Origin of the sequence: Pseudomonas sp. NPDC090592 (assembly GCF_044769185.1) — a bacterium.
Lineage (GTDB): Bacteria > Pseudomonadota > Gammaproteobacteria > Pseudomonadales > Pseudomonadaceae > Aquipseudomonas.
The window spans coordinates 1-25,868 of record NZ_JBIVXJ010000006.1 but is presented as its reverse complement, the minus strand read 5'-3'; the positions used below and the strand labels follow the sequence as shown (position 1 = coordinate 25,868).

The window sequence follows — 25,868 nt, the reverse complement described above, 5'->3', positions numbered from 1 at the left end:
GCCACCGCAACGGCGCCTATCGCCCGGCAGAGGTCAGCCATTCGGCCATGGAGGCGTCTTCGAGTGCATACTCGCCACGGTTGGCCTTCCATACCAGCTCCTTGTCGCGCAAAGCATCAAGGGCCTTCTGCACATTGGGCGTAGTGGCATTGGCCTCGGCCTGGGCCAGTTCCAGCTTGCGGCTGACATCGGCCAGGGTTTGCTCGGTAAACGGCGAAAACGGCTGCTGGCCCAGCGTGCGCTCGGCCATTACCCCAAGCACTGCCTGTTGCAAGGGCGAGAGCTCGTTCCAGGCACTTTCGTAGTCACTCCACACGCCGGCCTGATGATTGAGTGCCCCGTTGCGCAGCAGTTCACCCAGGTTGCCCGCCTCACCCAGGCCGACGCTGACCTCGGCCAACAGCTTGTTGAGCATTTCAGGGCGACGGCCCACCAGTTCGAACGCGTACGTCAGGTCCTCGACCTTGAACTGGTTGCTGTCGGCCAGGCGCTGGTTCCACAAGGCCGTGATGAACTCGACGTATTCACGCCCCAGCAAGGGGAATGGCGTGATACTGGCACCAAAGAACGGCTGCTTGCTCTTCAACACCAGGTTGGCCAGCTTGTCGCGACTGGAACCGGTGAACACCAGGCGCAAGCCATCCGGACGGTCACCACGGTTGAGATGGTCACGCGCAGCTTTTAGCGCGAACATTGCGTTCAGGCCATCTTCACTGTTGAGGGCATGCTGGGCTTCGTCGATGATCAGTACCACCATCTGCCCCGACACTTGATGCAGCACGGCAAGCGCCTGGGCCAAGGTCGTACCCTCAGGCAGTTGCGGTCGAGTGAAATCCCAGCTGAGGGTACGCAGCAGGTTGACCTTGTCGATACCGGCCTTTTTCACCGCCTTGGCCAGCGCCCCTTCGAAGCTGCCCAGCGCAGCACCGATGGCGCCACTGATGAGCTCTGCCGGCGCGGCGTCACGGTCCGACCACAGGTCTACGTAAACCGGTAGCCAGCCGCGGCGTACGCATTCCGGAATGAAGTCATTATTGAGGAAGGTACTCTTGCCCGTACGTCGGGGCGCAGCGAGGAACATGCCCGAGCTGTAGTCGACCAGCGACTCGCCGGCCAGGTCCTGGGCCAAGGCCTTGGCCAACTGATCACGACGCAGCAGCGGGCGAACGGGTGACATACAATTATCCTCAATTATCTCAGAAACTATAATTTATAGCCTACAAGATAAAATCCGATAAATCACCCTGTCAGTGCGCAATGCCGACATGATCCAAATCCGGCAGAAAGGCCGCAAATTTGCCATCATGTTGGTTCCAACCTGCGGAGATCATGGACATGCCGCTACGCCCCCTTTTCGCCTCCCTGCTGCTGGTCGCCTGCCTGGGCGCCCAGGCCGCCACCGAGGTCGTGCCGCTGCAGCACCGCGCCAGCGCCGAACTGCTGCCTGCGGCGCAGGCCTTCATCGGCAAGGACGGCACGGTCAGCGCCTTCGAGAACAAGCTGATCGTCAACGCCAGCCCAGAGCGCATCGACGATCTGCGCGCCTTGCTGCAACAGCTGGACACCGCCCCCAAGCGCCTGCTGATCAGCGTCGACAACAACGACAGCAACTTCCAGGACAACCGCGGCAATGCACACGTGATTCACTATGGCACCAGCAACCGGGACGGTGGCATGCAGCAGATCCAGGCCAGCGAAGGCCAGCCAGCGCTCATTCAGGTGGGCCAGAGCATCCCGATTACCAGCACCAGCACCGACGGCTACGGGCGTATCCAGAGCAACACCGAATACCGCAACGTGACCCAGGGTTTCTACGTCACCCCAAGCCTGAGCGGTGAAACGGTTCGTCTGCAAATCAGCAGCAATAATGACCGCATCAGCCAGGAACGTGCAGATGTAGTGAAAGTTCAAAGCACCGACACGACAGTCACCGGCAAGCTCGGCGAATGGATCACCCTGGCAGGCTACAACCAGCAGAGCCAAGCCGACCGCAGCACGTCAAGCCGCAGTTACAGCACCCAGCGGGGTGAAAACATGACTTTACGTGTCAAAGTCGACCTTCTCGACTGATCCCAGGCAATTCAAGGCCTCGACCAAAGGCCTTGAAACTGACTGCCAAGTCGCATTAGACCAAAGATGTAGTAAGTGAAAAAACTCACTACAAAACATTTGACAGGGTCTTTTTCCCAAGGGCATGATGGCCTCGCTCCCGCTAATCAGGGGCCCTGGCAAGGGCCTTCGAGGCGTGCTCCTCCCACCTCTGGAGGCGCCTCGTGTCTATACGGCCCACAAGGCGGTTCGACGGGATTGTGACTGCAACGAAGAAGTTGTCCCGAGGGACGGAAGCGCATCACCGCAGTACTGGCAATCGCGTCGCACCGCAGCAAGGCAACCACGAGCCGACCTGCCGGAGCACACCTTCGCCTGGCCTGCCCACCCTTCCCCTTCGAGCCTTCGCGTTCGCCGCCGCACTCCTGCGAACAGGACAGCCGCCAGGCACCTGATCTGCTCCGAGCATCAGCACAATTAACCCAAGATCGATGCGACGAGGTTTATTTCCATGGCACTGACACGCGAACAGCAAATTGCAGCCCTCGAGAAAGACTGGGCCGAGAACCCGCGCTGGAAAGGCGTGACCCGTACCTACACCGCCGCTGATGTCGTTCGCCTGCGTGGCTCCGTGCAACCCGAGCACACCTTTGCCCGCCAGGGTGCAGAAAAACTGTGGAAGCTGGTCACCGAAGGTGCCCACCCGTCCTTCCGCCCAGAAAAAGATTTCGTCAACTGCATGGGTGCCCTGACCGGCGGCCAGGCAGTGCAGCAGGTAAAAGCCGGCATCCAGGCCATCTACCTGTCCGGCTGGCAGGTTGCCGCCGACAACAACTCGGCCGAGTCCATGTACCCCGACCAGTCGCTGTACCCGGTCGACTCGGTACCGACCGTGGTCAAGCGCATCAATAACTCGTTCCGCCGTGCCGACCAGATCCAGTGGAAAGCTGGCAAGAACCCGGGCGACGAAGGCTACATCGACTACTTCGCACCGATCGTGGCCGACGCCGAAGCCGGTTTCGGCGGCGTGCTGAACGCCTACGAGCTGATGAAGAACATGATCGAGGCAGGCGCCGCCGGCGTGCACTTCGAAGACCAGCTGGCCTCGGTGAAAAAATGCGGCCACATGGGTGGCAAGGTACTGGTACCGACCCAGGAAGCCGTACAGAAGCTGGTGGCTGCCCGCCTGGCTGCTGACGTATCGGGCGTACCGACCATCATCCTGGCCCGTACCGACGCCAACGCCGCCGACCTGCTGACCAGCGACTGCGACCCGTACGACCAGCCGTTCGTGATTGGCGAGCGTACCCGTGAAGGCTTCTACAAGGTACGTGCCGGCCTCGACCAGGCCATCGCCCGTGGCCTGGCCTACGCCCCGTACGCCGACCTGATCTGGTGTGAAACTGCCAAGCCGGACCTGGACGAAGCCCGCCGCTTCGCCGAAGCGATCAAGAAGGAGTACCCGGACCAGATCCTGTCGTACAACTGCTCGCCGTCCTTCAACTGGAAGAAGAACCTGGATGACGCCACCATCGCCAAGTTCCAGCGCGAACTGTCGGCCATGGGCTACAAGCACCAGTTCATCACCCTGGCCGGCATCCACAACATGTGGCACGGCATGTTCAACCTGGCGCACGACTACGCCCGCAACGACATGACCGCCTACGTCAAGCTGCAAGAGCAGGAATTCGCGGACGCCAGCAAAGGCTACACCTTCGTGGCGCACCAGCAGGAAGTGGGCACTGGCTACTTCGACGACATGACTACCGTGATTCAGGGCGGGGCTTCGTCGGTGACTGCACTGACCGGTTCGACCGAGGAAGAGCAGTTCCACTGATAGTGGTTGGCTGACAGAGGCCCGGGGCTTGCGCAAGCCCCGGGCCTTTATTTTTGCCTGCACCGAACCTTACAGAATTGCGCGGGACCTGCAGCATGCCCAGCTCGGCGTCATCCATCGGGCCGGTGACTTCGCATGCCCGCTGAACGCCCTCGATAAACAAACGCGAGCAGCGGCCAAAGCCGTGCACATTTTGCATTCGAAGCCTAGCATTTCTGCCAGTTTCTCCAGCTCACCGTTTCGCTGAGCATTGTGACTCCCCCTAAAAGGAGTTACATCATGTCGGACACCATCAATGCAGGACAGCTAGACCCTGAATTCGCTTCAAAGGGTCGCTTTTCGCACAGCGCTTACGACCACGCTGGCCCGATCATCCTCGATTCAACCCAAAAAACCCTTATTTCTTCGGCACCAAGGGCCCTATCCACCCTCAAGCTGCTGCGCCTAGAGCCTGACGGTGCGCTTGATACCGGATTCGGTGTGCAAGGTGTCACAACGGTGGCGTATGACGGTGCTTCGCGTGTGTTCCTGACTGGGATCGTTACGGACGAAACCGGGCGAATTTTCGTGGTCGCCGATTACAACTACGCCCCTGATTCGTATCACCCCATGATCGTTCGCTTGCTGGCCAATGGAGAGCCCGACACCGGCTTTGGAGAAGACAACAAAGCTTATCGCGTCTACCGATCGATCAGTTCCACATCGAAGGATAAGGCTATCAGCGCGCCATCGAAGGCCAGGAGCAAAATCCAATCCACGAACACAACGGGCTCCGTCGGCATAGACAAGGGCATCCTCTACTTCCACTCGCGCGACCATATCGTGGCAGTAACGCTGCAAGGCGACCTGGCAACTGAGTTCAATGGAACAGGCTATTGGCGAGCCACGCACGACAACAACCCCGTATTACTGAAGGCAATGACCGAGAGTGAGGGCAGTATTTATGCAGCGTTCGCCCCCCTGCCTACAGACGTCTTCCAGGACCATGTCTTCGTCACCCGCCTTGATAAGCAAGGCAAGGTCGATAAAGGATTTGCCGACGATGGTTATCTGAAGCTGACCACCCCTGACCACACAGTGCTTCCGGCGCTACTCAAGCAATCCACCTCCAACCAGCACTTTGTTCTGGCCTGCGCCATCGACATCAATACCTATGACGAGGGAACTGCATTGATGGGTTTCAACCGCGACGGCACCTTGAACTACAGCTTCAACAACGGGGAGCCGGTGATCATCGAAAAGAACCCGTGGATCATTGCCACCCCAAATGACCTGACCTTCGACGCGAGCCATGGCGAAGCGGAAAAGATCTACCTTACCGTGCTTTATGAAGATGATAACGGTCACTCTCCTTTTACGACCCTGCGCTTCAACAGCGACGGCAAACTGGACACCACCTATGGTGCCGATGGCTGGGCCTTTATAGAGGAAACCGGACTTGCCTCGAGCATCACTTGCCAACCCAATGGCCAACCGCTAGTGGCCTGCAGCCTCAAGCTTCCAGCCGATCCTAGAACCAGGATCTACCTGGCACGCCTGCTCACCTGAAACAGGCGTGACCTGCTCGGTCGGGGCCCGTACGTGATCCAGGGGTTTTGCCTGCCCGCGAACGGGTCGAGACCGACCACAGCAAAATCCAGGATCAGGTCTATGCTTGAGGCAGCACAGCAGTAGCAAGGACCGCCCATGCCCCGTCCAAGCCACCTGACCACAATCGCCCTGGCCGCCGCTGCCCTCTTTCTATATGCACTGGCCAGCGACAACACCCTGCTCGCCCTGCTGGCCAAACCCATCCCGGTGCTGGCCCTGATCGCCTGGCTGCGCAGCGCCGCCGCCTCGACCTACCGCATGTGGATCTCGATCGGCCTGGCCTTCTCGGTACTCGGCGACATCCTGCTGGCCATCCCTGCCGACCTGTTCGTGTTCGGCCTGGTCGCATTCCTTTGTGCCCACCTGGCCTACCTGCGCGCCTATTGCGGCCAAACCCTTCGCCCTGCCCTGCCCGCGCTGGCGTTCAGCGCCCTCACCGGCATCACCCTGTTCAGCGTACTCGCCAGCCACGGCCTAGGCCCGCTGCTGATCCCGGTCGCACTCTACGCCCTGGCCATCAGCGCCATGCTCTGGCGCGCCCTGGCCTGTGGCGGCCTCGCTGCACTCGGCGCCGGCCTGTTCGTATTCTCCGACAGCCTGATCGGCATCGACCGTTTCGTCAGCCCGTTTGCCGCCGCCCCCTACCTGATCATCCTCGCCTACTGGCTCGGCCAGTGGGCCATCGCTTCATCAGTCGGTCATCGCTCAACCGATAAAGTATTGACCCAGAGCGGTGCAAGCGGCGCTGGAAGCTGCTAGAACACGAGCCTTTCGCATTTGCAAGTAGGGGGAATCGCCAGATGAACTTTACAAGGTGCAGAACAGCCCAATTACATGGCATCAGGTCAAATGATATTAATTATCATTCCGCAACTTGTAATTCGTTACCACTCGCAAGAAACATAATTAACAAAAGCGCACGCAATGCCCGAATTTCAAGGCTTTCAGCCAGTTAGGAGTGGTTTTTGTACTTAATGCTACGAATAAATTTGCTACAGAAATTTTACTTGCACCGGGTTTACCCATAAAATCAGCGCGATTGACTCAGCTGCGACATTTGGTCACTGCACCTGCGACACCACGTCGCCGCTTTACTTATTTCAGACTGCAGAGCTGGGTCTCTGTATAAGGATCTTTAGCATGTCCGATTCGGCAGGACTCATCGCCCACAACTGGGGCTTTGCCATCTTCCTCCTGGGTGTCGTCGGCCTGTGTGCCTTCATGCTCGGCCTGTCCAGCCTGCTTGGTAGCAAGGCCTGGGGCCGCGCCAAGAACGAACCCTTCGAATCCGGCATGCTGCCCGTCGGTAGCGCCCGCCTGCGCCTGTCCGCCAAATTCTATCTGGTCGCGATGCTGTTCGTGATCTTCGATATCGAAGCCCTCTTTCTCTTTGCATGGTCTGTGTCCGTCCGCGAAAGCGGCTGGACCGGGTTCGTCGAAGCTCTCGTTTTCATAGCAATTCTGTTGGCAGGTCTTGTCTACCTATGGCGCGTCGGTGCTCTTGATTGGGCTCCCGAAGGTCGCCGCAAGCGGCAAGCGAAGCTGAAACAATGAGGCTTTGGCAATGCAATACAATCTCACCAGAATCGATCCGGATGCGCCCAACGAGCAGTACCCGGTAGGTGAACGGGAAACCGTCACCGACCAGCTGCTGGAGGACCAGGTCCACAAGAACATCTACATGGGGAAACTCGAAGATGTGCTGCGTGGCGCGGTCAACTGGGGTCGCAAGAACTCCCTCTGGCCGTACAACTTCGGCCTGTCCTGCTGCTACGTGGAAATGACCACGGCCTTCACGGCACCCCACGACATCGCCCGCTTCGGCGCCGAAGTCATCCGGGCCTCGCCGCGTCAGGCCGACTTCATGGTCATCGCCGGTACCTGCTTCGTGAAAATGGCGCCGATCATCCAGCGCCTGTACGAGCAGATGCTCGAGCCCAAATGGGTCATCTCCATGGGGTCGTGCGCCAACTCCGGCGGCATGTACGACATTTACTCGGTCGTTCAGGGGGTCGACAAGTTCCTCCCCGTGGACGTCTATGTGCCTGGCTGCCCGCCACGCCCTGAGGCTTTCCTGCAAGGCTTGATGCTGTTGCAGGAGTCGATCGGCCAAGAACGACGCCCGCTTTCCTGGGTTGTTGGTGATCAAGGTATTTACCGTGCCGAGATGCCAGCCCAGAAAGACCTGCGTCGTGAGCAGCGCATTGCAGTGACCAACCTGCGCAGCCCCGACGAAGTCTGATCCAGCGACCTGCCGCCCGCTCTCGAAGGAGCCGGCGGCCTGGCTTCATTCTTAACGTTGACCCAAAGCGACCGAGACCATGACAGCGGACAACGCTATTTTCATTCCGCCCTACAAGGCTGACGACCAGGATGTGGTCGTCGAACTGCACAACCGTTTTGGCGCCGAAGCATTCGTCGCCCAGGAAACCCGCACCGGCATGCCCGTGCTGTGGGTCAAGCGCGCCCAGCTCAAAGAGGTGCTCAGCTTCCTGCGCGGCGTGGCCAAGCCATACAGCATGCTGTACGACCTGCACGGCGTAGACGAACGCCTGCGCACCCAGCGCCGCGGCCTGCCTGCCGCCGACTTCAGCGTGTTCTACCACCTGCTGTCGGTCGAGCGTAACAGCGACGTGATGATCAAGGTGTCGCTCAGCGAAGGCGACCTGAACCTGCCGACCGTGACCGGTATCTGGCCAAACGCCAACTGGTACGAGCGTGAAGTCTGGGACATGTTCGGCATCGACTTTGCCGGCCACCCGCACCTCAGCCGCATCATGATGCCACCCACCTGGGAAGGCCACCCGCTGCGCAAGGACTACCCTGCCCGCGCCACCGAGTTCGACCCGTACAGCCTGACCCTGGCCAAGCAACAGCTTGAAGAGGAATCGGCGCGCTTCAACCCGGAAGCCTGGGGCATGAAGCGCCAGGGCGCCAACGAGGACTACATGTTCCTCAACCTCGGCCCCAACCACCCTTCGGCGCACGGTGCGTTCCGTATCGTCCTGCAACTGGACGGTGAAGAGATCGTCGACTGCGTACCGGACATCGGCTACCACCACCGTGGTGCCGAAAAAATGGCCGAGCGCCAATCCTGGCACAGCTTCATCCCCTACACCGACCGTATCGACTACCTCGGCGGGGTGATGAACAACCTGCCGTACGTGCTCGCGGTCGAGAAGCTGGCCGGTATTCAGGTGCCGCAGAAGGTCGACGTGATCCGCATCATGCTGGCCGAGTTCTTCCGCATCACCAGCCACTTGCTGTTCCTGGGTACCTACATCCAGGACGTCGGCGCCATGACCCCGGTGTTCTTCACCTTCACCGACCGCCAGCGCGCCTACACCGTGATCGAAGCGATCACCGGTTTCCGCCTGCACCCGGCCTGGTACCGCATCGGTGGCGTTGCCCACGACCTGCCGCGTGGCTGGGACAAGCTGGTCAAGGACTTCGTCGAATGGCTGCCCAAGCGCCTCGACGAATACACCAAGGCTGCCCTGCAGAACAGCATCCTCAAGGGCCGTACCATCGGCGTTGCCGCCTACAACACCAAGGAAGCGCTGGAGTGGGGTACCACCGGTGCCGGCCTGCGCTCCACCGGTTGCGACTTCGACCTGCGTAAAGCCCGCCCTTACTCCGGCTACGAGAACTTCGAGTTCGAAGTACCGCTGGCCCACAACGGCGATGCCTACGATCGCTGCATGGTCCGTGTCGAGGAGATGCGCCAGAGTATCCGCATCATCGACCAGTGCCTGCGCAACATGCCGGAAGGCCCGTACAAGGCGGATCACCCGCTGACCACGCCGCCGCCGAAAGAGCGCACCCTGCAGCACATCGAAACCCTCATCACGCACTTCCTGCAAGTCTCGTGGGGCCCGGTCATGCCGGCCAACGAGTCGTTCCAGATGATCGAGGCGACCAAGGGCATCAACAGTTACTACCTGACGAGCGATGGCGGCACCATGAGCTACCGCACCCGGATCCGTACCCCGAGCTACCCGCACCTGCAGCAGATCCCTTCGGTGATCAAAGGCAGCATGGTCGCCGACCTCATTGCGTACCTGGGCAGTATCGACTTCGTTATGGCTGACGTGGACCGCTAAGCATGAACAGCACGCTTATCCAGACAGACCGTTTCGCCCTGAGCGAAACCGAGCGCTCGGCCATCGAGCACGAAATGCATCACTACGAGGACCCGCGCGCGGCGTCCATCGAAGCCCTGAAGATCGTCCAGAAGGAACGTGGCTGGGTGCCGGATGGCGCCATCCACGCCATCGGCGAAGTGCTGGGCATCCCGGCCAGCGACGTCGAGGGTGTCGCCACCTTCTACAGCCAGATCTTCCGTCAGCCGGTCGGCCGCCACATCATCCGCGTGTGCGACAGCATGGTCTGCTACATCGGCGGCCACGAATCGGTCGTCAGCCAGATCCAGAGCGAGTTGGGCATCGGCCTTGGCCAGACCACCGCCGACGGCCGTTTCACCCTGCTGCCCGTCTGCTGCCTGGGCAACTGCGACAAGGCCCCGGCGCTGATGATCGACGACGACACCTTTGGCGACGTGCAACCGGCTGGCGTCTCCAAACTGCTGGAGGGTTACGTATGACCATTACTTCCTTCGGCCCGGCCAACCGCATCGCGCGCACGGCCGAAACCCACCCGCTGACCTGGCGCCTGCGTGACGATGGCGAGCCGGTATGGCTGGCCGAGTACGAATCGAAAAACGGCTACGCCGCCGCCCGCAAGGCGCTGGCGCAGATGTCGCAGGACGATATCGTGCAAGCGGTCAAGGATTCCGGCCTCAAGGGCCGGGGCGGCGCAGGCTTCCCCACTGGCGTGAAGTGGGGCCTGATGCCCAAAGACGAATCCATGAACATCCGCTACCTGCTGTGCAACGCGGACGAAATGGAGCCGAACACCTGGAAGGACCGCATGCTGATGGAGCAACAGCCCCATCTGCTGGTCGAGGGCATGCTGATCAGCGCCCGCGCCCTGAAGGCCTACCGTGGCTACATCTTCCTGCGTGGCGAATACACCACCGCAGCGAAAAACCTCAACCGCGCCATCGACGAAGCCAAGGCCGCAGGCCTGTTGGGCAAGAACATCCTGGGCAGCGGTTTCGATTTCGAGCTGTTCGTGCACACCGGTGCCGGCCGCTACATCTGCGGTGAAGAAACCGCACTGATCAACTCGCTGGAAGGCCGCCGCGCCAACCCGCGCTCCAAGCCGCCCTTCCCTGCCGCGGTTGGCGTGTGGGGCAAGCCGACATGCGTAAACAACGTCGAAACGCTGTGCAACGTGCCTGCCATCGTCGCCAACGGCAACGACTGGTACAAGTCGCTGGCCCGTGAAGGCAGCGAAGACCACGGCACCAAGCTGATGGGCTTCTCCGGCAAGGTGAAGAACCCGGGCCTGTGGGAACTGCCGTTCGGCGTTACCGCCCGCGAGCTGTTCGAAGACTACGCCGGTGGCATGCGCGACGGCTTCAAGCTCAAGTGCTGGCAGCCAGGCGGCGCCGGTACCGGCTTCCTGCTGCCCGAGCACCTCGACGCACAGATGTACGCCGGTGGCATCGCCAAGGTTGGCACCCGTATGGGTACCGGCCTGGCCATGGCGGTCGACGACAGCATCAGCATGGTTTCGCTGCTGCGCAACATGGAAGAGTTCTTTGCCCGCGAGTCGTGCGGCTGGTGCACCCCATGCCGTGACGGCCTGCCATGGAGCGTGAAGATGCTGCGCGCACTGGAAAAAGGCCAGGGCCGCGCCGAAGACATCGAGACGCTGCTGGGGCTGGTCAACTTCCTCGGCCCAGGCCGTACCTTCTGTGCTCACGCACCGGGTGCCGTCGAGCCATTGGGCAGTGCCATCAAATACTTCCGCTCGGAGTTCGAGGCCGGTGTGGCGCCTGAAAGCGCTGGCACGCTGGGCCCGAATCTGGCGAAGCCGATCGTGGTCGGCGCATAACAAGATGATTAGGCGGGTGGTCCGTGCCACTCGCCAGCTTGCCGCCAGGCCCGAGCGATCGAGGCGTGTCGCAAGCCCACCGATTTCCATTAGCCACGCCCGCTCACGCGGGCCAACGAAGAACTTTGAACAATGGCCACTATCCACGTAGACGGCAAAGCGCTCGAAGTCAACGGTGCAGACAACCTGTTACAGGCGTGTCTGTCACTCGGCCTCGACATCCCTTATTTCTGCTGGCACCCGGCGCTTGGTAGCGTTGGCGCCTGCCGGCAGTGCGCGGTCAAGCAGTACACCGACGAGAACGACACCCGTGGTCGTATCGTCATGTCCTGCATGACCCCTGCCTCCGACGGCACCTGGATCTCCATCGAAGACGAAGAGTCCAAGGCGTTCCGCGCCAGCGTCGTCGAATGGCTGATGACCAACCACCCGCACGACTGCCCGGTGTGCGAGGAAGGCGGTCACTGCCACCTGCAAGACATGACGGTAATGACCGGCCACAACGAGCGCCGCTACCGTTTCACCAAGCGTACCCACCAGAACCAGGACCTCGGCCCGTTCATCGCCCATGAGATGAACCGCTGCATCGCCTGCTACCGCTGCGTGCGCTACTACAAGGACTACGCCGGTGGTACCGACCTGGGCGTGTACGGCGCCCACGACAACGTGTACTTCGGCCGCGTCGAAGACGGCGTGCTGGAAAGCGAATTCTCCGGCAACCTGACCGAGGTCTGCCCGACCGGCGTGTTCACCGACAAGACCCACTCCGAGCGCTACAACCGCAAGTGGGACATGCAGTTCGCCCCAAGCATCTGCCATGGCTGCTCCAGCGGCTGCAACATCAGCCCGGGTGAGCGCTACGGCGAGCTGCGTCGCATCGAGAACCGCTTCAACGGTTCGGTCAACCAGTACTTCCTGTGCGACCGCGGCCGCTTCGGCTACGGCTACGTCAACCGCAAGGACCGCCCACGCCAGCCACACCTGGCCGACGGCACCAAGCTGGGCCTGGACGCCGCCCTGGACAAGGCCGCCGACCTGCTGCGTGGCCGTACCATCGTCGGTATCGGCTCGCCACGCGCCAGCCTCGAAAGCAACTACGGCCTGCGTGAGCTGGTCGGTGCCGAGTACTTCTACTCCGGTATGGAAGCTGGCGAACTGGCCCGCGTGCGCCTGGCCCTGGACGTGCTGAACAACAGCCCGCTGCCAGTGCCAACCCTGCGCGACATCGAAGACCACGACGCCGTGTTCGTACTCGGCGAAGACCTGACCCAGACCGCTGCCCGCGTTGCCCTGGCCGTGCGCCAGGCCACCAAGGGCAAGGCCGAGGCCATGGCCGAAGCGATGAAAGTGCAGCCGTGGCTCGACGCCGCGGTGAAAAACATCGGCCAGCACGCGCTGTACCCGCTGTTCATCGCCTCGCTGGCTGAAACCAAGCTGGACGACGTTGCCGAAGAATGTGTACACGCCGCGCCTGCCGACCTGGCCCGCATCGGTTTCGCCGTGGCCCACGCCATCGACCCGAGCGCACCAGCAGTCGCCGGCCTGGACGATGAAGCCAAGGCCCTGGCCCAGCGCATCGCCGACGCCCTGGTCGCCGCCAAGCGGCCACTGGTGGTTGCCGGTACCTCGCTGGCCGACCCGGCGCTGATCGAAGCCGCCGCCAACATCGCCAAGGCCCTGAAGCTGCGCGAGAAGAACGGCTCGCTGAGCCTGGTGGTACCTGAAGCCAACAGCATCGGCCTGGCCATGCTCGGTGGCGAATCCGTCGATGCCGCGCTGGACGCGGTCATCAGCGGCAAGGCCGACGCCATTGTCGTGCTGGAAAACGACCTGTACGCTCGCGTACCGGCCGCCAAGGTCGACGCAGCCCTGGCTGCGGCCAAGGTGGTGATCGTTGCCGACCACTCGAAAACGCCGACTGTCGACCGCGCCCACCTGGTACTGCCGGCTGCCTCGTTCGCCGAAGGCGACGGTACCCTGGTCAGCCAGGAAGGCCGCGCCCAGCGCTTCTTCCAGGTGTTCGACCCGCAGTACCTGGACAGCAGCATCCAGGTCCACGAAGGCTGGCGCTGGATGCACGCCCTGCGTGCCACCCTGCTGAACAAGCCGGTCGACTGGACCCAGCTGGACCACGTCACCAGCGCCTGCGCCGCAGCCGCCCCGCAACTGGCCGGCATCGTCAACGCCGCACCAAGCGCCGCGTTCCGCATCAAGGGCATGAAGCTGGCCCGTGAGCCGCTGCGCTACTCCGGCCGCACTGCCATGCGCGCCAACATCAGCGTGCACGAACCGCGCACCCCGCAAGACAAGGACACCGCGTTCGCCTTCTCCATGGAAGGCTACTCGGGTTCGGCCGAACCGCGCCAGCAGGTGCCGTTCGCCTGGTCGCCGGGCTGGAACTCGCCGCAAGCCTGGAACAAGTTCCAGGACGAGGTCGGTGGCCACCTGCGTGCCGGTGACCCGGGCGTGCGCCTGATCGAATCGCAAGGCGACCGCCTGAACTGGTTCAACGCCATTCCGGGTGCCTTCAACCCGGCCCGTGGCACCTGGACTGCCGTGCCGTTCTTCCACCTGTTCGGCAGCGAAGAAAGCTCCTCGCGCGCCGCCCCGGTGCAGCAGCGCATCCCGGCTGCCTACGTGGCCCTGGCCAAGTCCGAAGCCGACCGCCTGGGTGTCAACGACGGTGCCCTGCTGAGCCTGAACGTCGCCGGTGTGGCCCTGCGCCTGCCGCTGCGTATCAATGAAGAGCTGGGCGCTGGCCTGGTCGCGTTGCCGAAAGGCCTGGCCGGTATCCCGCCTGCCATCTTCGGTGCATCCGTCGAAGGTCTGCAGGAGGCAGCACAATGAGCTGGTTCACCCCCGAAGTGATCGATGTGATCATCCAGGTCGTCAAGGCTATCGTGGTGCTGCTAGCCGTGGTGGTCTGCGGCGCCCTGCTCAGCTTCGTCGAGCGCCGCCTGCTGGGCTGGTGGCAGGACCGCTACGGTCCGAACCGTGTCGGCCCGTTCGGCATGTTCCAGATCGCCGCCGACATGCTGAAGATGTTCTTCAAGGAAGACTGGAACCCGCCCTTCGTCGACAAGATGATCTTCACCCTGGCGCCAGTCGTGGCCATGAGCGCCCTGCTGATCGGCTTCTCGATCATCCCGATCACACCGGGCTGGGGCGTTGCCGACCTGAACATCGGCCTGCTGTTCTTCTTCGCCATGGCCGGCCTGTCGGTCTACGCGGTGCTGTTCGCCGGCTGGTCGTCGAACAACAAGTACGCCCTGCTGGGCAGCTTGCGGGCCTCGGCGCAGACCGTGTCGTACGAAGTGTTCCTGGGCCTGGCGCTGATGGGCGTGGTGGTACAGGTGGGCTCGTTCAACATGCGCGACATCGTTGAATACCAGGCACAGAACCTGTGGTTCATCATTCCGCAGTTCTTCGGCTTCTGCACCTTCTTCATCGCTGGCGTCGCCGTGACTCACCGTCACCCGTTCGACCAGCCAGAAGCGGAACAGGAACTGGCCGACGGCTACCACATCGAGTATGCCGGCATGAAGTGGGGCATGTTCTTCGTCGGTGAGTACATCGGCATCATCCTCATCTCGGCGCTGCTGGTAACCCTGTTCTTCGGCGGCTGGCACGGCCCGTTCGGCATCCTGCCGCAACTGCCGTTCCTGTGGTTCGCATTGAAGACCGCGTTCTTCATCATGCTGTTCATCCTGCTGCGCGCCTCGATCCCGCGCCCGCGCTATGACCAGGTGATGGACTTCAGCTGGAAGTTCTGCCTGCCGCTGACCCTGATCAATTTGCTGGTGACCGCTGCGATCGTGCTCTACAACACGCCAGCCGTCGCGGCCCAGTGAGGATTTGACCCATGTTCAAGTATATCGGCGACATCGTTAAGGGCACCGGCACCCAGCTGCGCAGCCTGGCCATGGTGTTCTCCCACGGGTTCCGCAAGCGCGACACCCTGCAGTACCCCGAAGAACCCGTGTACCTGCCGCCGCGCTACCGCGGCCGCATCGTCCTTACCCGCGACCCCGACGGCGAGGAACGCTGCGTAGCGTGCAACCTCTGCGCGGTGGCCTGCCCGGTTGGCTGCATCTCGCTGCAGAAGGCCGAGACCGAGGACGGCCGCTGGTACCCGGAATTCTTCCGCATCAACTTCTCGCGTTGCATTTTCTGCGGCCTGTGTGAAGAAGCGTGCCCGACCACCGCGATCCAGCTGACTCCGGATTTCGAAATGGCCGAGTTCAAGCGTCAGGACCTGGTATACGAGAAAGAAGATCTGCTGATCTCCGGCCCCGGCAAGAACCCTGACTACAACTTCTACCGTGTTGCGGGTATGGCCATCGCTGGCAAGCCGAAAGGCTCTGCGCAGAACGAAGCCGAACCGATCAACGTGAAGAGCTTGCTCCCATAAGGACAGAAAGATGGAATTCGCTTTCTACTTCGCATCCGGGATCGCCGTGGTCTCCACCCTTCGGGTGGTGACCGGTACCAACCCCGTGCACGCCTTGCTTTACCTGATCATTTCGCTGATTTCCGTGGCCATGATCTTTTTCTCCCTGGGTGCGCCGTTCGCCGGTGCCCTGGAAGTGATCGCCTACGCCGGCGCCATCATGGTGCTGTTCGTGTTCGTGGTGATGATGCTCAACCTGGGGCCGGCCTCGGTCGCCCAGGAACGCGGCTGGCTCAAGCCCGGCATCTGGGCCGGGCCGGTAATCCTCGGCACCCTGCTGCTGGCAGAGCTGCTGTACGTGCTGTTCGTCACCCCGAGCGGCGCTGGCATCAGCGGTACCACCGTGGGCCCGAAAGAGGTAGGTATCAGCCTGTTCGGCCCGTACCTGCTGGTGGTCGAACTGGCGTCGATGCTGCTGCTGGCTGCAGCCGTCACCGCCTTCCACCTGGGCCGCAACGAGGCGAAGGAGTAAATCATGGGTGCTATCCCTCTCGAGCATGGTCTGGCAGTTGCCGGCATCCTGTTCTGCTTAGGTCTGGTTGGCCTGATGGTCCGCCGCAACATCCTCTTCGTGCTCATGAGCCTGGAAGTCATGATGAACGCCTCTGCCCTGGCGTTCGTCGTCGCCGGTGCCCGTTGGGTCCAGCCCGACGGCCAGGTGATGTTCATTCTGGTGATCAGCCTGGCAGCCGCCGAGGCCAGCATTGGCCTGGCCATCCTGCTGCAGCTGTATCGCCGCTTCCACACTCTCGACATCGATGCTGCCAGTGAGATGCGCGGATGAACCTTATCTTCCTGACTTTCGTCTTCCCCCTCATCGGCTTCCTGCTGCTGTCGTTCTCGCGTGGGCGGTTCTCGGAGAACCTGTCCGCGCTGATCGGCGTCGGTTCGGTAGGCCTTTCGGCCGCCGTTGCCGCCTACGTCATCTGGCAATTCAACGTCGCCCCGCCTGAGGGCGGCGCGTACAGCCAGCTGCTGTGGCAGTGGATGTCGGTAGATGGCTTTGCGCCCAACTTCACCCTGTATGTCGACGGCCTGTCCGTCACCATGCTCGGCGTGGTCACCGGCGTCGGCTTCCTGATCCACCTGTTCGCCTCCTGGTACATGCGTGGCGAAGCCGGCTACTCGCGCTTCTTCTCGTACACCAACCTGTTCATCGCCAGCATGCTGTTCCTGATCCTGGGCGATAACCTGCTGTTCATCTACTTTGGCTGGGAAGGCGTGGGCCTGTGCTCGTACCTGTTGATCGGTTTCTACTACAGCAACCGCAACAACGGTAACGCAGCGCTCAAGGCGTTCATCGTCACCCGTATCGGCGACGTGTTCATGGCCATCGGCCTGTTCATCCTGTTCGCCCAGCTGGGTACCCTGAACGTGCAGGAACTGCTGGTGCTGGCACCGCAGAAGTTCCAGGCGGGCGACACCTGGATGGTGCTGGCAACCCTGATGCTGCTGGGCGGTGCGGTCGGTAAATCGGCCCAGCTGCCACTGCAGACCTGGCTGGCCGACGCGATGGCGGGCCCGACCCCGGTTTCGGCACTGATCCACGCCGCTACCATGGTGACCGCGGGCGTGTACCTGATCGCCCGTACCAACGGCCTCTTCCTGCTGGCGCCGGACATCCTGCACCTGGTAGGCGTAGTCGGTGGCGTGACCCTGGTACTGGCCGGCTTCGCCGCGCTGGTACAAACCGACATCAAGCGTATCCTCGCCTACTCGACCATGAGCCAGATCGGCTACATGTTCCTGGCCCTGGGCGTTGGCGCCTGGGACGCGGCGATCTTCCACCTGATGACCCACGCCTTCTTCAAGGCCCTGCTGTTCCTTGCTTCCGGTGCGGTGATCGTTGCCTGCCACCACGAGCAGAACATCTTCAAGATGGGCGGCCTGTGGAAGAAGCTGCCACTGGCCTACGCCAGCTTCGTGGTCGGTGGCGCTGCCCTGGCTGCACTGCCGATCGTGACCGTTGGCTTCTACTCCAAGGACGAGATCCTCTGGGAAGCCTTCGCCAGCGGCAACACCGGCCTGCTGTATGCTGGCCTGGTGGGTGCGTTCATGACCTCGCTGTACACCTTCCGCCTGATCTTCATCGCCTTCCACGGCGAAGCCAAGACCGAAGCCCACGCCGGCCACGGCATCAGCCACTGGCTGCCGCTGGGCGTGCTGATCGTGCTGTCGACCTTCGTGGGTGCCTGGATTCACCCGCCGCTGGCAGGCGTACTGCCTGAAAGCACCGGCCACGCTGGTGGCGAAGCCAAGCACGCGCTGGAAATCACCTCGGGTGCCATTGCCATCGCCGGTATCCTGTTGTCGGCCCTGCTGTTCCTGGGCAAGCGCAGCTTCGTCAGCGCCGTCGCCAACAGCAGCATCGGCCGTGTCCTGTCGGCCTGGTGGTTCGCCGCCTGGGGCTTCGACTGGATCTACGACAAGCTTTTCGTCAAACCGTACCTGCTGATCAGCCATATCCTGCGCAAGGACCCGGTTGACCGCAGCATCGGCCTGATCCCTCGGATGGCGCGTGGCGGCCACGTCGCCATGAGCAAGACCGAGACGGGCCAACTGCGCTGGTACACCGCCTCTATCGCCGTGGGTGCCGTGCTGGTGCTCGGTGCCGTGGTAGTGGCTGCGGTATGACTATGAATCTTGCGACTTTGCCAAAGGAAACCAACCCGTCATGATTTTGCCTTGGCTGATCCTGATCCCCTTCATCGGCGGCTTCCTGTGCTGGCTGGGTGAGCGCTTCGGCGCCACCTTGCCGCGCTGGATCGCGCTGCTGACAATGTCCCTGCTGCTTGGCATCGGCCTGTGGCTGTGGGGCACCGGCGACTACACCCTGGCCCCCGCTCCGGGTGCCGAGCCTGCCTGGGCCGTGGAATACAAAATCCAGTGGATCCAGCGCTTCGGCATCAGCATCCACCTGGCCCTCGACGGCCTGTCGCTGCTGATGATCCTGCTCACCGGCCTGCTCGGTGTGCTGTCGGTACTGTGTTCCTGGAAAGAGATCCAGCGCCACGTCGGCTTCTTCCACCTCAACCTGATGTGGATCCTCGGCGGCGTGGTCGGTGTGTTCCTGGCCCTGGACCTGTTCCTGTTCTTCTTCTTCTGGGAAATGATGCTGGTGCCGATGTACTTCCTCATCGCGCTCTGGGGTCACAGCTCGGCAGACGGCAAGAAGACCCGGATCTACGCGGCGACCAAGTTCTTCATCTTCACCCAGGCCAGCGGCCTGATCATGCTGGTGGCGATCCTGGGCCTGGTGCTGGTCAACTACAACACCACCGGTGTGCTCACCTTCAACTACAGCGACCTGCTCAAGGCCGAGCTGCCAGCCGGTGTCGAATACCTGCTGATGCTGGGCTTCTTCATCGCCTTCGCGGTGAAGCTGCCAGTGGTACCGTTCCACTCCTGGCTGCCTGATGCCCACGCCCAGGCACCGACCGCAGGTTCCGTGGACCTGGCCGGTATCCTGCTGAAGACTGCGGCCTACGGCCTGCTGCGCTTCGCCCTGCCGCTGTTCCCGAACGCCTCGGCCGAGTTCGCGCCGATCGCCATGACCCTGGGCCTGATCGGTATCTTCTACGGTGCCTTCCTGGCCTTCGCACAAACCGACATCAAGCGCCTGATCGCCTTCTCCAGCGTCTCGCACATGGGCTTCGTGCTGATCGGTATCTACTCCGGTAGCCAGCAGGCCCTGCAAGGCGCGGTGATCCAGATGCTGGCGCACGGCCTGTCGGCTGCCGCGCTGTTCATCCTGTCCGGCCAGCTGTACGAGCGCCTGCACACCCGCGACATGCGTCAGATGGGTGGCCTGTGGCACCGCATCGCCTACCTGCCGGCCATCAGCCTGTTCTTCGCGGCAGCGTCGCTGGGCCTGCCAGGCACCGGCAACTTCGTCGGCGAGTTCCTGATCCTGCTCGGCAGCTTCGTGCATGTACCGTGGATCACCGTGATTGCCACCACCGGCCTGGTCTTCGGTTCGGTGTACTCGCTGATCATGATCCACCGCGCCTACTTCGGCCCGGCCAAGTCCGACACCGTGCTGGCCGGCATGGACGGTCGCGAACTGGTCATGGTGCTGGGCCTGGCGGTACTGCTGATCCTGCTGGGCGTGTATCCGCAGCCGTTCCTCGACACCTCTGCCGCCACCATGAGTGGTGTGCAGCAGTGGCTCGGTTCCGCTTTCACTCAACTCGCTTCGGCCCGGTAAGAGCGCTATGGAATTCACCACTCAACACTTCATCGCATTGGCGCCGATGCTGATCACCACCATCACCACGGTGGTGGTGATGCTGGCGATCGCCTGGAAGCGCAACCACTCGCAGACCTTCCTGCTGTCCACCGTGGGCCTTAACCTGGCCCTGCTGTCGATCCTGCCGGCGCTGAAAGTTGCGCCGCTGGCGGTCACCCCGCTGATCACCATCGACAAGTTCGCCTGCCTGTACATGGCGATCATCCTGGTGGCGACGCTGGCCTGCGTCACCTTGGCCCACGCCTACCTTGGCGAAGGCTCCAAGGGCTTCCCGGGCAACCGTGAAGAACTGTACCTGCTGCTGCTGATGTCGGCCCTCGGTGGCCTGGTGCTGGTCAGCGCCAACCACCTGGCCGGCCTGTTCATTGGCCTGGAGCTGCTGTCGGTACCGGTCTACGGCCTGGTGGCGTATGCCTTCTTCAACAAGCGGTCACTGGAAGCCGGCATCAAGTACATGGTGCTGTCGGCAGCAGGCTCCGCTTTCCTGCTGTTCGGCATGGCCCTGCTGTACGCCGACGCCGGCAGCCTGAGCTTCGACCAGATCGGCAAGGCGCTGGCTGCCACCAACATGCCAAGCCTGGTGGCCCAGCTGGGCCTGGGCATGATGCTGGTCGGCCTGGCCTTCAAGCTGTCGCTGGTACCGTTCCACTTGTGGACCCCGGATGTGTACGAAGGCGCCCCGGCGCCGGTCGCCGCATTCCTGGCCACCGCCAGCAAGGTTGCAGTCTTCGCCGTGGTTGTGCGCCTGTTCATGCTCTCCCCTGCTGCCAGCAGTGGCGTGCTGAGCACCGTACTGGCCGTCATCGCCGTCGCCTCGATCCTGGTCGGTAACCTGCTGGCGCTGACCCAGAGCAACCTCAAGCGCCTGCTGGGTTACTCGTCCATCGCCCACTTCGGCTACCTGGTCATTGCCCTGGTCGCCAGCAAGGGCCTGGCCCTGGAGGCAATGGGCGTTTACCTGGTCACCTACGTGATCACCAGCCTGGGCGCGTTCGGCGTCATCACCCTGATGTCCTCGCCTTACGGCGGCCGTGACGCCGATGCCCTGTACGAGTACCGCGGCCTGTTCTGGCGTCGCCCGTACCTGACCGCAGTACTGACCGTGATGATGCTGTCGCTGGCGGGTATCCCGCTGACCGCTGGCTTCATCGGCAAGTTCTACATCATCGCCACCGGCGTCGAGTCGCACCTGTGGTGGCTGGTCGGTGCGCTGGTGATCGGTAGCGCCATCGGTGTGTACTACTACCTGCGCGTCATGGTCACCCTGTACCTGGTCGAGCCGAACCTGCGCCGCCACGATGCCCCGCTGAAGTGGGAACAGCGCACCGGCGGCGTCATGCTGCTGGCCATCGCCATCCTGGCCTTCGTGCTTGGTGTTTACCCGCAGCCGCTGCTCGAACTGGTTCAGCAAGCGGGCCTGCAACTGATCGGCTGATCGCGGCAACGCTTCAGTAAAACAAAACACCCCGCCTAGCGGGGTGTTTTTTTATCTGCACGTTTTATTGCCTGCCGTTGATAACGCCTCACTCAACAAGGCTACCTTGGCTTGCATCTGGCATAGCGGCCTTGCGCAAATCACCATTGGCTTTAGGCAGGTAAACTTCCGGGTTGGGCATACCGCTGGGGGAAAGTTCGTGGGTCATTTCGAACTCGGCGCGAACAGACCAGCCACATGCCTCGGTAGTGCATTGCAAATAAGCGATCCGCAGGAAAATATGGCGCCCCTCGCTGGTACGTATGCGCATGCGGCTGTGGCAATGGGGGCAAACCAACTTGTAAGTACTCACGGCAAGTACCTGCTAGCATTGCCCAGGCTTGCCTGTGTGTAGGTATTGGCTACAACTGTAGGTGTATTCTTCAATTGGGTGGTTCTCATTGCAGAAGTGCTCCTTAAAACGCAGGGCTGTATTCATAACGAGTAGTTTAAGCCCATGGAATATCATTAAACCAGTCATGGATATTTGTTATGAGTACTCACGTACTTACTGCGGTGCTGACGCGCCTGAAGCATCTAACCGGCGCCCAGTCTGATGCCGACCTGTCCCGCGCACTGTCCATCAGCCCGCAAACGCTGAGCAGTTGGAAGACTCGCGACAGCATTCCTTACTCACTTTGCGTAGATATAGCCAGACAGCATGCCTGCTCACTGGACTGGTTACTGCTGGGTGACCCGCAACAATGCCCGCCCGGCCAAGGTGAAACTGGCTGGGAGAGCGACATGCTCGAACGGCTACGCTCGTTATCACCAAGCGATCGCCAGGCCATCCTGCTGTTGATCAAGGACAAACAACGCCTCCAGCAACTGGAACAGCAGTTGAGCGAGCTGAACAATCGCCTGCCCAGCACCGCCAGCGGCTAACCCCGGCGGCGCCAGCGCTGAATGAGTTCGCGCGGGTCGAGCGTATCCAGCCAGACCATGACCTTGAGGCTGATGGGGATCACCACCACGGCGGCCACGAATGCCGCCATGCCCCGGGTCAGCAAGGGTGCCAGCGAAGAAACCAGCGGCTCGAAAAGGTGCCCCACCCCCACAGTCACGAACACCAGCAGCAACTTCTTGCCAAGCGTCAGGCGCCGGGTCGCATTGGTGATCAACCGGTCACGCGCAGCACTTACCAACAAAGCCCCCAGCAAGGCCGCGAACAACACACTGCCATCCATGCCCCACAGCTCGATCAGCGCCGGGGCCATACGGTCGATGAAGGATTGCTCAGGCATGGGCAGCACTCCGACGGGAAGTCGCCAGGTATGCCCTGGACCCCAGGCTGTACATGACCGCAGCCTCGACGAAGCGGATGTAGCACACCCGCAGTGCACGCCCCTGGTCATGCCCGGCCACATCTTCAAGGCGCTTGTAGCCCCGCTCTCGCAGTACCGCGCGCCAATCCGCGAACTCGCGTGCAGCATCAATCGCAGCGCAACGTGCGGCTACCTCCAGCGCGGCTTCACTGACCGGTCGCTGAAAATTCAACCGTTCGCGCAAGTTGCCCAGGTCTACCCGTGGCCAGAAGGGGTCATGGCTGTCGGCATAACGTGGCAGTAAAGCGTTGTTGCTCATGCCTGACTCCTCACTGCTCGGCCAGCATGCCGTAGCGAATGGCCTTGATCACCGCTGCCACTCGGGTAGAAACATCGAACTTGCGCAGGATGTTGGACATATGGAAGTTCACCGTCGACTCCTTGCAGTCAAGGATCTGGCCAATCTCCCACGAACTCTTGCCGTAGGCACACCACAACAGCACTTGTTGTTCACGAGGCGTCAGGCGAACCGGGGCCTGCGCCAAGGGTTGCTGCGGGTGTCGTGCGTTGTCAGTCATGCTTTTACTCCACGGGTGATTGAGCGAGGCATCGCTGCCGATCTGCAGTCACCTTACGAAGCGCATGCCGCTTCTCTCCACCGCTGTGGCTTGTAAAGAACTTTCGTACAAAACCGTCTGACGAAAGTTACGCAAGATTTGCTGAATTTCTTCGTGCTCCGGGCAGCATTTCGCTCGTCTCAACGCCGTTGTCCATTCGCCTTTCGCCTGGAGTCGTACAATGCGTTCCGATTTACCCCTCTCATCCTGCCTCGGTCTGCTGGCTGCCCTGGCTGCCGCCCAGCCCGCCGTAGGGGCATCCTCGGTCGAACTGGGCCAGGTGCTGATCACCGATGAGGAGCAGAACGACTTGACGGCAGCCGGCGAACGCCTGCGTGAAATACCCGGTGCCAGCAACCTGGTGGACATGCAGCGCGTGGGGCAAGGCCGAGTGGCCAGCAACCAGGACGTGCTGGCCTACCAGCCAGGTGTATTTGCCCAGTCGGCAGGCAACGACGGCATCAAGTTGTCGATCCGCGGTTCAGGCCTCAACCGCGCGCCAGGCGCCCATGGCTCCGGGGTGTACACGATGTTCGACGGCCTGCCGCTGACCGGCCCGGGCGGCACGCCTTATGAGCTGTTCGAGCCGCTGTGGCTGAGCCGCGCCGAAGTGCTGCGCGGTGCCAATGGCTTCGACCAGGGCGCACTGGCCCTGGGCGGTGCCATCAACTACGTCACTCACACAGGCTACGACGCCGCGCCGTTGCAGGTGCGCTACGAGGTGGGCAGCCGCGGTTACCAGCACCGACATGTCAGTTCTGGGCAAGTACTGGGCAACCTCGACTACTACGTGGCCCTGACCGACTCGGAATACGATGGCTACCAGGCGCATAGCAGCGGTAGTGCCAAAGGCATTGCCGCCAACGTTGGCTACCGCTTCAACCCCAACCTGCAAACCCGCTTCTACCTGCGTTACCGGGAAACTGAAAACGAACTGGCCGGGCGCCTGACCAAAGACCAGATCAAGCACCACCCGCGCGCGGCCAACCCGGCCTACCTGGCCCGGGACGACAGCCGCCCGCAGCCGGGCAGCACCTGGGTTGGCAACAAGACCACGTTCTTCCTCGACGATGATGCGCGCCTGGAAGCCGGCCTGGTCTACCACGACTACCCGATGGACCTGCGCGAAGGCCCGATGCGCCTGAAGGTGGCCTACACCGATGTCAGCGGTACGCTCAACTATTTGCGCCGCGACACCCTGTTCGGCCACGAAAGTAAAACCACTGTCGGCTGGCGCACCACCAAGCACCTGCCCAACAGCGGTGCTTCGCAGTTCGCGCGCAATGGCGACGTGTTCGGTGCACGTACTCGCGATTTCACCTACCAGGGTTCAGACACCGTGCTGCATGTCGGCAACGACCTGGAACTGGTCCCCAACCTGTGGCTGACCACTGGCCTGGCAGCGATCTACACCCGCCGCGAGAGTGACGTGACCTACCCTGCCGAAGGCGGCAAGGTGAGCATGCATGACTGGGACTACGCGCCACGCCTGGGGCTGCGCTACGACATCCGCCCGGACCTGCAGGTGTACGGCAACCTCAGCCGCTCGGTCGAGCCGCCACACCCATGGTCGCTGATCTGGAGCGCGCCCAGCACCGGCGGCAAGCAGATTCAGCCGATCGAAATGCAGAACCAGACCGCCACTACCCTTGAACTGGGTGCGCGTGGCGACTCGGTGCTAGGCCGTTGGGACCTGGCCTGGTATTACTCGCAGGTCCGCCACGAACTGCTGGCCGTGGAAGTGGTGCCGAACTTCACCTCGGAATTCAACGCCAGCGCCACCGTACACCAAGGCGTCGAGGCGGGCCTCGACAGCACCCTGTGGGAGCGCGCAGGTACCGGCAAGCTCAGCTTGCGCCAGGCCTACACCTTCAGCGACTTCCACTACCGTGATGACGATAAATTTGGCGACAACCGCCTGCCCGGCATCCCCATGCACTACTACCAGGCCGAGCTGCGCTATGACTGGCCGAGCGGCTTCTACGCCGGGGTCAACACGCAAATGGCGTCCAAGGTGCAGGTGGACTATGCCAACAGCTACCACGCCGACGAATATGCCTTGCTGGGTGCGCGCCTTGGCTGGGATTCACCGAAACAGGACTGGCAGACCTGGCTGGACCTGCGCAACCTGACCAACAAGCGCTATGCGGCAACGGTGACGCCGGCCTACAACGATGCAGGCAACGACAATGCCCGGTCTACGCCGGGCGAAGGCTTTGCCGTGTATGCCGGGGTATCCTACAGCTTCCGCTAAGACGCGGCTGGCCGCCGGGCGCGTTTTTTGTAATCGATGGACTCGCCCCCGCCGAGGCATCACAGTGCCACGGTGGCGTTCAAAGAAGCCAACGGCAGCGAGGGCGAGACCATGAAAAAGCA

Annotated in this window: 24 protein-coding genes; 19 read left to right on the top strand and 5 right to left on the bottom strand. The window is 62.0% G+C overall.

Annotation, left to right across the window (positions count from 1 at the left end):
- Window positions 1-16 precede the first annotated feature (16 nt).
- A complete protein-coding gene (locus tag ACIQUI_RS06725; protein ID WP_403196252.1) occupies window positions 17-1,177 on the bottom strand; it encodes a hypothetical protein in 1,161 nt (386 codons plus the stop codon).
- 158 nt (window positions 1,178-1,335) lie between these two features.
- Between ACIQUI_RS06725 and ACIQUI_RS06720 the strand changes: the two genes are divergently transcribed.
- From ACIQUI_RS06720 to nuoN, 17 genes are all read left to right on the top strand, one after another.
- Entirely contained in the window at window positions 1,336-2,070 is a 735-nt protein-coding gene (locus ACIQUI_RS06720; RefSeq protein ID WP_403196250.1) for a secretin N-terminal domain-containing protein, read from the top strand.
- Window positions 2,071-2,560: 490 nt separating this feature from the next.
- Window positions 2,561-3,886 carry an isocitrate lyase gene (gene aceA, locus ACIQUI_RS06715; RefSeq protein ID WP_201199656.1) on the top strand — a complete coding sequence of 442 codons (1,326 nt, stop codon included), beginning with the start codon at window positions 2,561-2,563 and terminating at the stop codon, window positions 3,884-3,886.
- A 279-nt stretch (window positions 3,887-4,165) separates the two neighbouring features.
- Complete coding sequence (locus ACIQUI_RS06710) at window positions 4,166-5,434, top strand: hypothetical protein (protein WP_403196247.1); 1,269 nt, start codon at window positions 4,166-4,168, stop codon at window positions 5,432-5,434.
- A gap of 138 nt (window positions 5,435-5,572) precedes the next feature.
- Window positions 5,573-6,235, top strand: a complete 663-nt coding sequence (locus tag ACIQUI_RS06705; RefSeq protein WP_403196244.1) for a lysoplasmalogenase — start codon at window positions 5,573-5,575, stop codon at window positions 6,233-6,235.
- 381 nt (window positions 6,236-6,616) lie between these two features.
- Window positions 6,617-7,030 carry an NADH-quinone oxidoreductase subunit A gene (locus ACIQUI_RS06700; protein ID WP_003251427.1) on the top strand — a complete coding sequence of 138 codons (414 nt, stop codon included), beginning with the start codon at window positions 6,617-6,619 and terminating at the stop codon, window positions 7,028-7,030.
- Between the two features lie 10 nt (window positions 7,031-7,040).
- Window positions 7,041-7,718, top strand: a complete 678-nt coding sequence (locus tag ACIQUI_RS06695; RefSeq protein WP_008096180.1) for an NADH-quinone oxidoreductase subunit B family protein — start codon at window positions 7,041-7,043, stop codon at window positions 7,716-7,718.
- A 79-nt stretch (window positions 7,719-7,797) separates the two neighbouring features.
- On the top strand, window positions 7,798-9,579 hold the full coding sequence (gene nuoC / locus ACIQUI_RS06690; RefSeq protein WP_201199662.1) for an NADH-quinone oxidoreductase subunit C/D: 1,782 nt from the start codon (window positions 7,798-7,800) through the stop codon (window positions 9,577-9,579).
- Between the two features lie 2 nt (window positions 9,580-9,581).
- Window positions 9,582-10,079 (top strand): NADH-quinone oxidoreductase subunit NuoE, encoded by a 498-nt coding sequence (nuoE, locus tag ACIQUI_RS06685; RefSeq protein WP_003251433.1) that lies wholly within the window; start codon window positions 9,582-9,584, stop codon window positions 10,077-10,079.
- Complete coding sequence (gene nuoF / locus ACIQUI_RS06680; protein ID WP_403196239.1) at window positions 10,076-11,437, top strand: NADH-quinone oxidoreductase subunit NuoF; 1,362 nt, start codon at window positions 10,076-10,078, stop codon at window positions 11,435-11,437. Before nuoE ends, nuoF begins: the two co-directional genes overlap by 4 nt.
- A gap of 132 nt (window positions 11,438-11,569) precedes the next feature.
- Complete coding sequence (nuoG, locus tag ACIQUI_RS06675; RefSeq protein WP_403196236.1) at window positions 11,570-14,284, top strand: NADH-quinone oxidoreductase subunit NuoG; 2,715 nt, start codon at window positions 11,570-11,572, stop codon at window positions 14,282-14,284.
- On the top strand, window positions 14,281-15,288 hold the full coding sequence (nuoH, locus tag ACIQUI_RS06670; RefSeq protein WP_016488222.1) for an NADH-quinone oxidoreductase subunit NuoH: 1,008 nt from the start codon (window positions 14,281-14,283) through the stop codon (window positions 15,286-15,288). Before nuoG ends, nuoH begins: the two co-directional genes overlap by 4 nt.
- 11 nt (window positions 15,289-15,299) lie before the next feature.
- Window positions 15,300-15,848, top strand: coding sequence for an NADH-quinone oxidoreductase subunit NuoI (gene nuoI, locus ACIQUI_RS06665; protein WP_003251442.1), 549 nt, complete (start codon window positions 15,300-15,302; stop codon window positions 15,846-15,848).
- Between the two features lie 10 nt (window positions 15,849-15,858).
- Window positions 15,859-16,359, top strand: a complete 501-nt coding sequence (nuoJ, locus tag ACIQUI_RS06660; protein WP_012273298.1) for an NADH-quinone oxidoreductase subunit J — start codon at window positions 15,859-15,861, stop codon at window positions 16,357-16,359.
- 3 nt (window positions 16,360-16,362) lie between these two features.
- On the top strand, window positions 16,363-16,671 hold the full coding sequence (gene nuoK, locus ACIQUI_RS06655; RefSeq protein WP_003251446.1) for an NADH-quinone oxidoreductase subunit NuoK: 309 nt from the start codon (window positions 16,363-16,365) through the stop codon (window positions 16,669-16,671).
- Window positions 16,668-18,521: an NADH-quinone oxidoreductase subunit L gene (nuoL, locus tag ACIQUI_RS06650; RefSeq protein WP_403196232.1), complete on the top strand. Its 1,854-nt coding sequence runs from the start codon at window positions 16,668-16,670 to the stop codon at window positions 18,519-18,521. Before nuoK ends, nuoL begins: the two co-directional genes overlap by 4 nt.
- A gap of 40 nt (window positions 18,522-18,561) precedes the next feature.
- Entirely contained in the window at window positions 18,562-20,094 is a 1,533-nt protein-coding gene (nuoM, locus tag ACIQUI_RS06645; protein WP_403196230.1) for an NADH-quinone oxidoreductase subunit M, read from the top strand.
- A 7-nt stretch (window positions 20,095-20,101) separates the two neighbouring features.
- Complete coding sequence (gene nuoN / locus ACIQUI_RS06640) at window positions 20,102-21,571, top strand: NADH-quinone oxidoreductase subunit NuoN (RefSeq protein WP_403196225.1); 1,470 nt, start codon at window positions 20,102-20,104, stop codon at window positions 21,569-21,571.
- An 88-nt stretch (window positions 21,572-21,659) separates the two neighbouring features.
- On the opposite strand, the gene ACIQUI_RS06635 is transcribed toward nuoN, so the two are convergent.
- The gene (locus ACIQUI_RS06635; RefSeq protein WP_403196223.1) at window positions 21,660-21,923 is read right to left on the bottom strand and encodes an ogr/Delta-like zinc finger family protein; all 264 of its coding nucleotides are present in this window, start codon (window positions 21,921-21,923) and stop codon (window positions 21,660-21,662) included.
- A 179-nt stretch (window positions 21,924-22,102) separates the two neighbouring features.
- Between ACIQUI_RS06635 and ACIQUI_RS06630 the strand changes: the two genes are divergently transcribed.
- Window positions 22,103-22,495, top strand: a complete 393-nt coding sequence (locus ACIQUI_RS06630) for a helix-turn-helix domain-containing protein (RefSeq protein WP_403196220.1) — start codon at window positions 22,103-22,105, stop codon at window positions 22,493-22,495.
- Here ACIQUI_RS06630 and ACIQUI_RS06625 read toward each other — a convergent pair.
- The 3 genes from ACIQUI_RS06625 to ACIQUI_RS06615 are packed head-to-tail and all read right to left on the bottom strand — an operon-like array spanning window position 22,492 to window position 23,453.
- Window positions 22,492-22,854 carry a hypothetical protein gene (locus tag ACIQUI_RS06625; protein WP_403196217.1) on the bottom strand — a complete coding sequence of 121 codons (363 nt, stop codon included), beginning with the start codon at window positions 22,852-22,854 and terminating at the stop codon, window positions 22,492-22,494. The two genes, ACIQUI_RS06630 and ACIQUI_RS06625, sit on opposite strands and share 4 nt — an antisense overlap.
- Complete coding sequence (locus tag ACIQUI_RS06620; protein WP_403196215.1) at window positions 22,847-23,194, bottom strand: head completion/stabilization protein; 348 nt, start codon at window positions 23,192-23,194, stop codon at window positions 22,847-22,849. Before ACIQUI_RS06620 ends, ACIQUI_RS06625 begins: the two co-directional genes overlap by 8 nt.
- 10 nt (window positions 23,195-23,204) lie before the next feature.
- Entirely contained in the window at window positions 23,205-23,453 is a 249-nt protein-coding gene (locus ACIQUI_RS06615) for a helix-turn-helix transcriptional regulator (protein WP_403196212.1), read from the bottom strand.
- A gap of 220 nt (window positions 23,454-23,673) precedes the next feature.
- Here ACIQUI_RS06615 and ACIQUI_RS06610 point away from each other — a divergent pair, with 220 nt between their 5' ends.
- Window positions 23,674-25,746 carry a TonB-dependent receptor family protein gene (locus ACIQUI_RS06610; RefSeq protein WP_403196209.1) on the top strand — a complete coding sequence of 691 codons (2,073 nt, stop codon included), beginning with the start codon at window positions 23,674-23,676 and terminating at the stop codon, window positions 25,744-25,746.
- Window positions 25,747-25,868 lie beyond the last annotated feature (122 nt).

Excerpts from the sequence above, each read along its gene's own strand:
- aceA (WP_201199656.1), top strand. The coding sequence starts at position 2,561 with ATGGCACTGACACGCGAACAGCAAATTGCAGCCCTCGAGAAAGACTGG.
- nuoC (WP_201199662.1), top strand. The coding sequence starts at position 7,798 with ATGACAGCGGACAACGCTATTTTCATTCCGCCCTACAAGGCTGACGAC.
- ACIQUI_RS06705 (WP_403196244.1), top strand. The coding sequence starts at position 5,573 with ATGCCCCGTCCAAGCCACCTGACCACAATCGCCCTGGCCGCCGCTGCC.
- ACIQUI_RS06720 (WP_403196250.1), top strand. The coding sequence starts at position 1,336 with ATGCCGCTACGCCCCCTTTTCGCCTCCCTGCTGCTGGTCGCCTGCCTG.
- nuoN (WP_403196225.1), top strand. The coding sequence starts at position 20,102 with ATGGAATTCACCACTCAACACTTCATCGCATTGGCGCCGATGCTGATC.
- nuoE (WP_003251433.1), top strand. The coding sequence starts at position 9,582 with ATGAACAGCACGCTTATCCAGACAGACCGTTTCGCCCTGAGCGAAACC.
- nuoI (WP_003251442.1), top strand. The coding sequence starts at position 15,300 with ATGTTCAAGTATATCGGCGACATCGTTAAGGGCACCGGCACCCAGCTG.
- ACIQUI_RS06695 (WP_008096180.1), top strand. The coding sequence starts at position 7,041 with ATGCAATACAATCTCACCAGAATCGATCCGGATGCGCCCAACGAGCAG.
- nuoL (WP_403196232.1), top strand. The coding sequence starts at position 16,668 with ATGAACCTTATCTTCCTGACTTTCGTCTTCCCCCTCATCGGCTTCCTG.
- nuoK (WP_003251446.1), top strand. The coding sequence starts at position 16,363 with ATGGGTGCTATCCCTCTCGAGCATGGTCTGGCAGTTGCCGGCATCCTG.
- ACIQUI_RS06620 (WP_403196215.1), bottom strand. The coding sequence starts at position 23,194 with ATGAGCAACAACGCTTTACTGCCACGTTATGCCGACAGCCATGACCCC.
- nuoG (WP_403196236.1), top strand. The coding sequence starts at position 11,570 with ATGGCCACTATCCACGTAGACGGCAAAGCGCTCGAAGTCAACGGTGCA.
- nuoF (WP_403196239.1), top strand. The coding sequence starts at position 10,076 with ATGACCATTACTTCCTTCGGCCCGGCCAACCGCATCGCGCGCACGGCC.
- nuoH (WP_016488222.1), top strand. The coding sequence starts at position 14,281 with ATGAGCTGGTTCACCCCCGAAGTGATCGATGTGATCATCCAGGTCGTC.
- ACIQUI_RS06710 (WP_403196247.1), top strand. The coding sequence starts at position 4,166 with ATGTCGGACACCATCAATGCAGGACAGCTAGACCCTGAATTCGCTTCA.
- ACIQUI_RS06725 (WP_403196252.1), bottom strand. The coding sequence starts at position 1,177 with ATGTCACCCGTTCGCCCGCTGCTGCGTCGTGATCAGTTGGCCAAGGCC.
- ACIQUI_RS06700 (WP_003251427.1), top strand. The coding sequence starts at position 6,617 with ATGTCCGATTCGGCAGGACTCATCGCCCACAACTGGGGCTTTGCCATC.
- ACIQUI_RS06625 (WP_403196217.1), bottom strand. The coding sequence starts at position 22,854 with ATGCCTGAGCAATCCTTCATCGACCGTATGGCCCCGGCGCTGATCGAG.
- nuoJ (WP_012273298.1), top strand. The coding sequence starts at position 15,859 with ATGGAATTCGCTTTCTACTTCGCATCCGGGATCGCCGTGGTCTCCACC.
- nuoM (WP_403196230.1), top strand. The coding sequence starts at position 18,562 with ATGATTTTGCCTTGGCTGATCCTGATCCCCTTCATCGGCGGCTTCCTG.
- ACIQUI_RS06615 (WP_403196212.1), bottom strand. The coding sequence starts at position 23,453 with ATGACTGACAACGCACGACACCCGCAGCAACCCTTGGCGCAGGCCCCG.
- ACIQUI_RS06630 (WP_403196220.1), top strand. The coding sequence starts at position 22,103 with ATGAGTACTCACGTACTTACTGCGGTGCTGACGCGCCTGAAGCATCTA.
- ACIQUI_RS06610 (WP_403196209.1), top strand. The coding sequence starts at position 23,674 with ATGCGTTCCGATTTACCCCTCTCATCCTGCCTCGGTCTGCTGGCTGCC.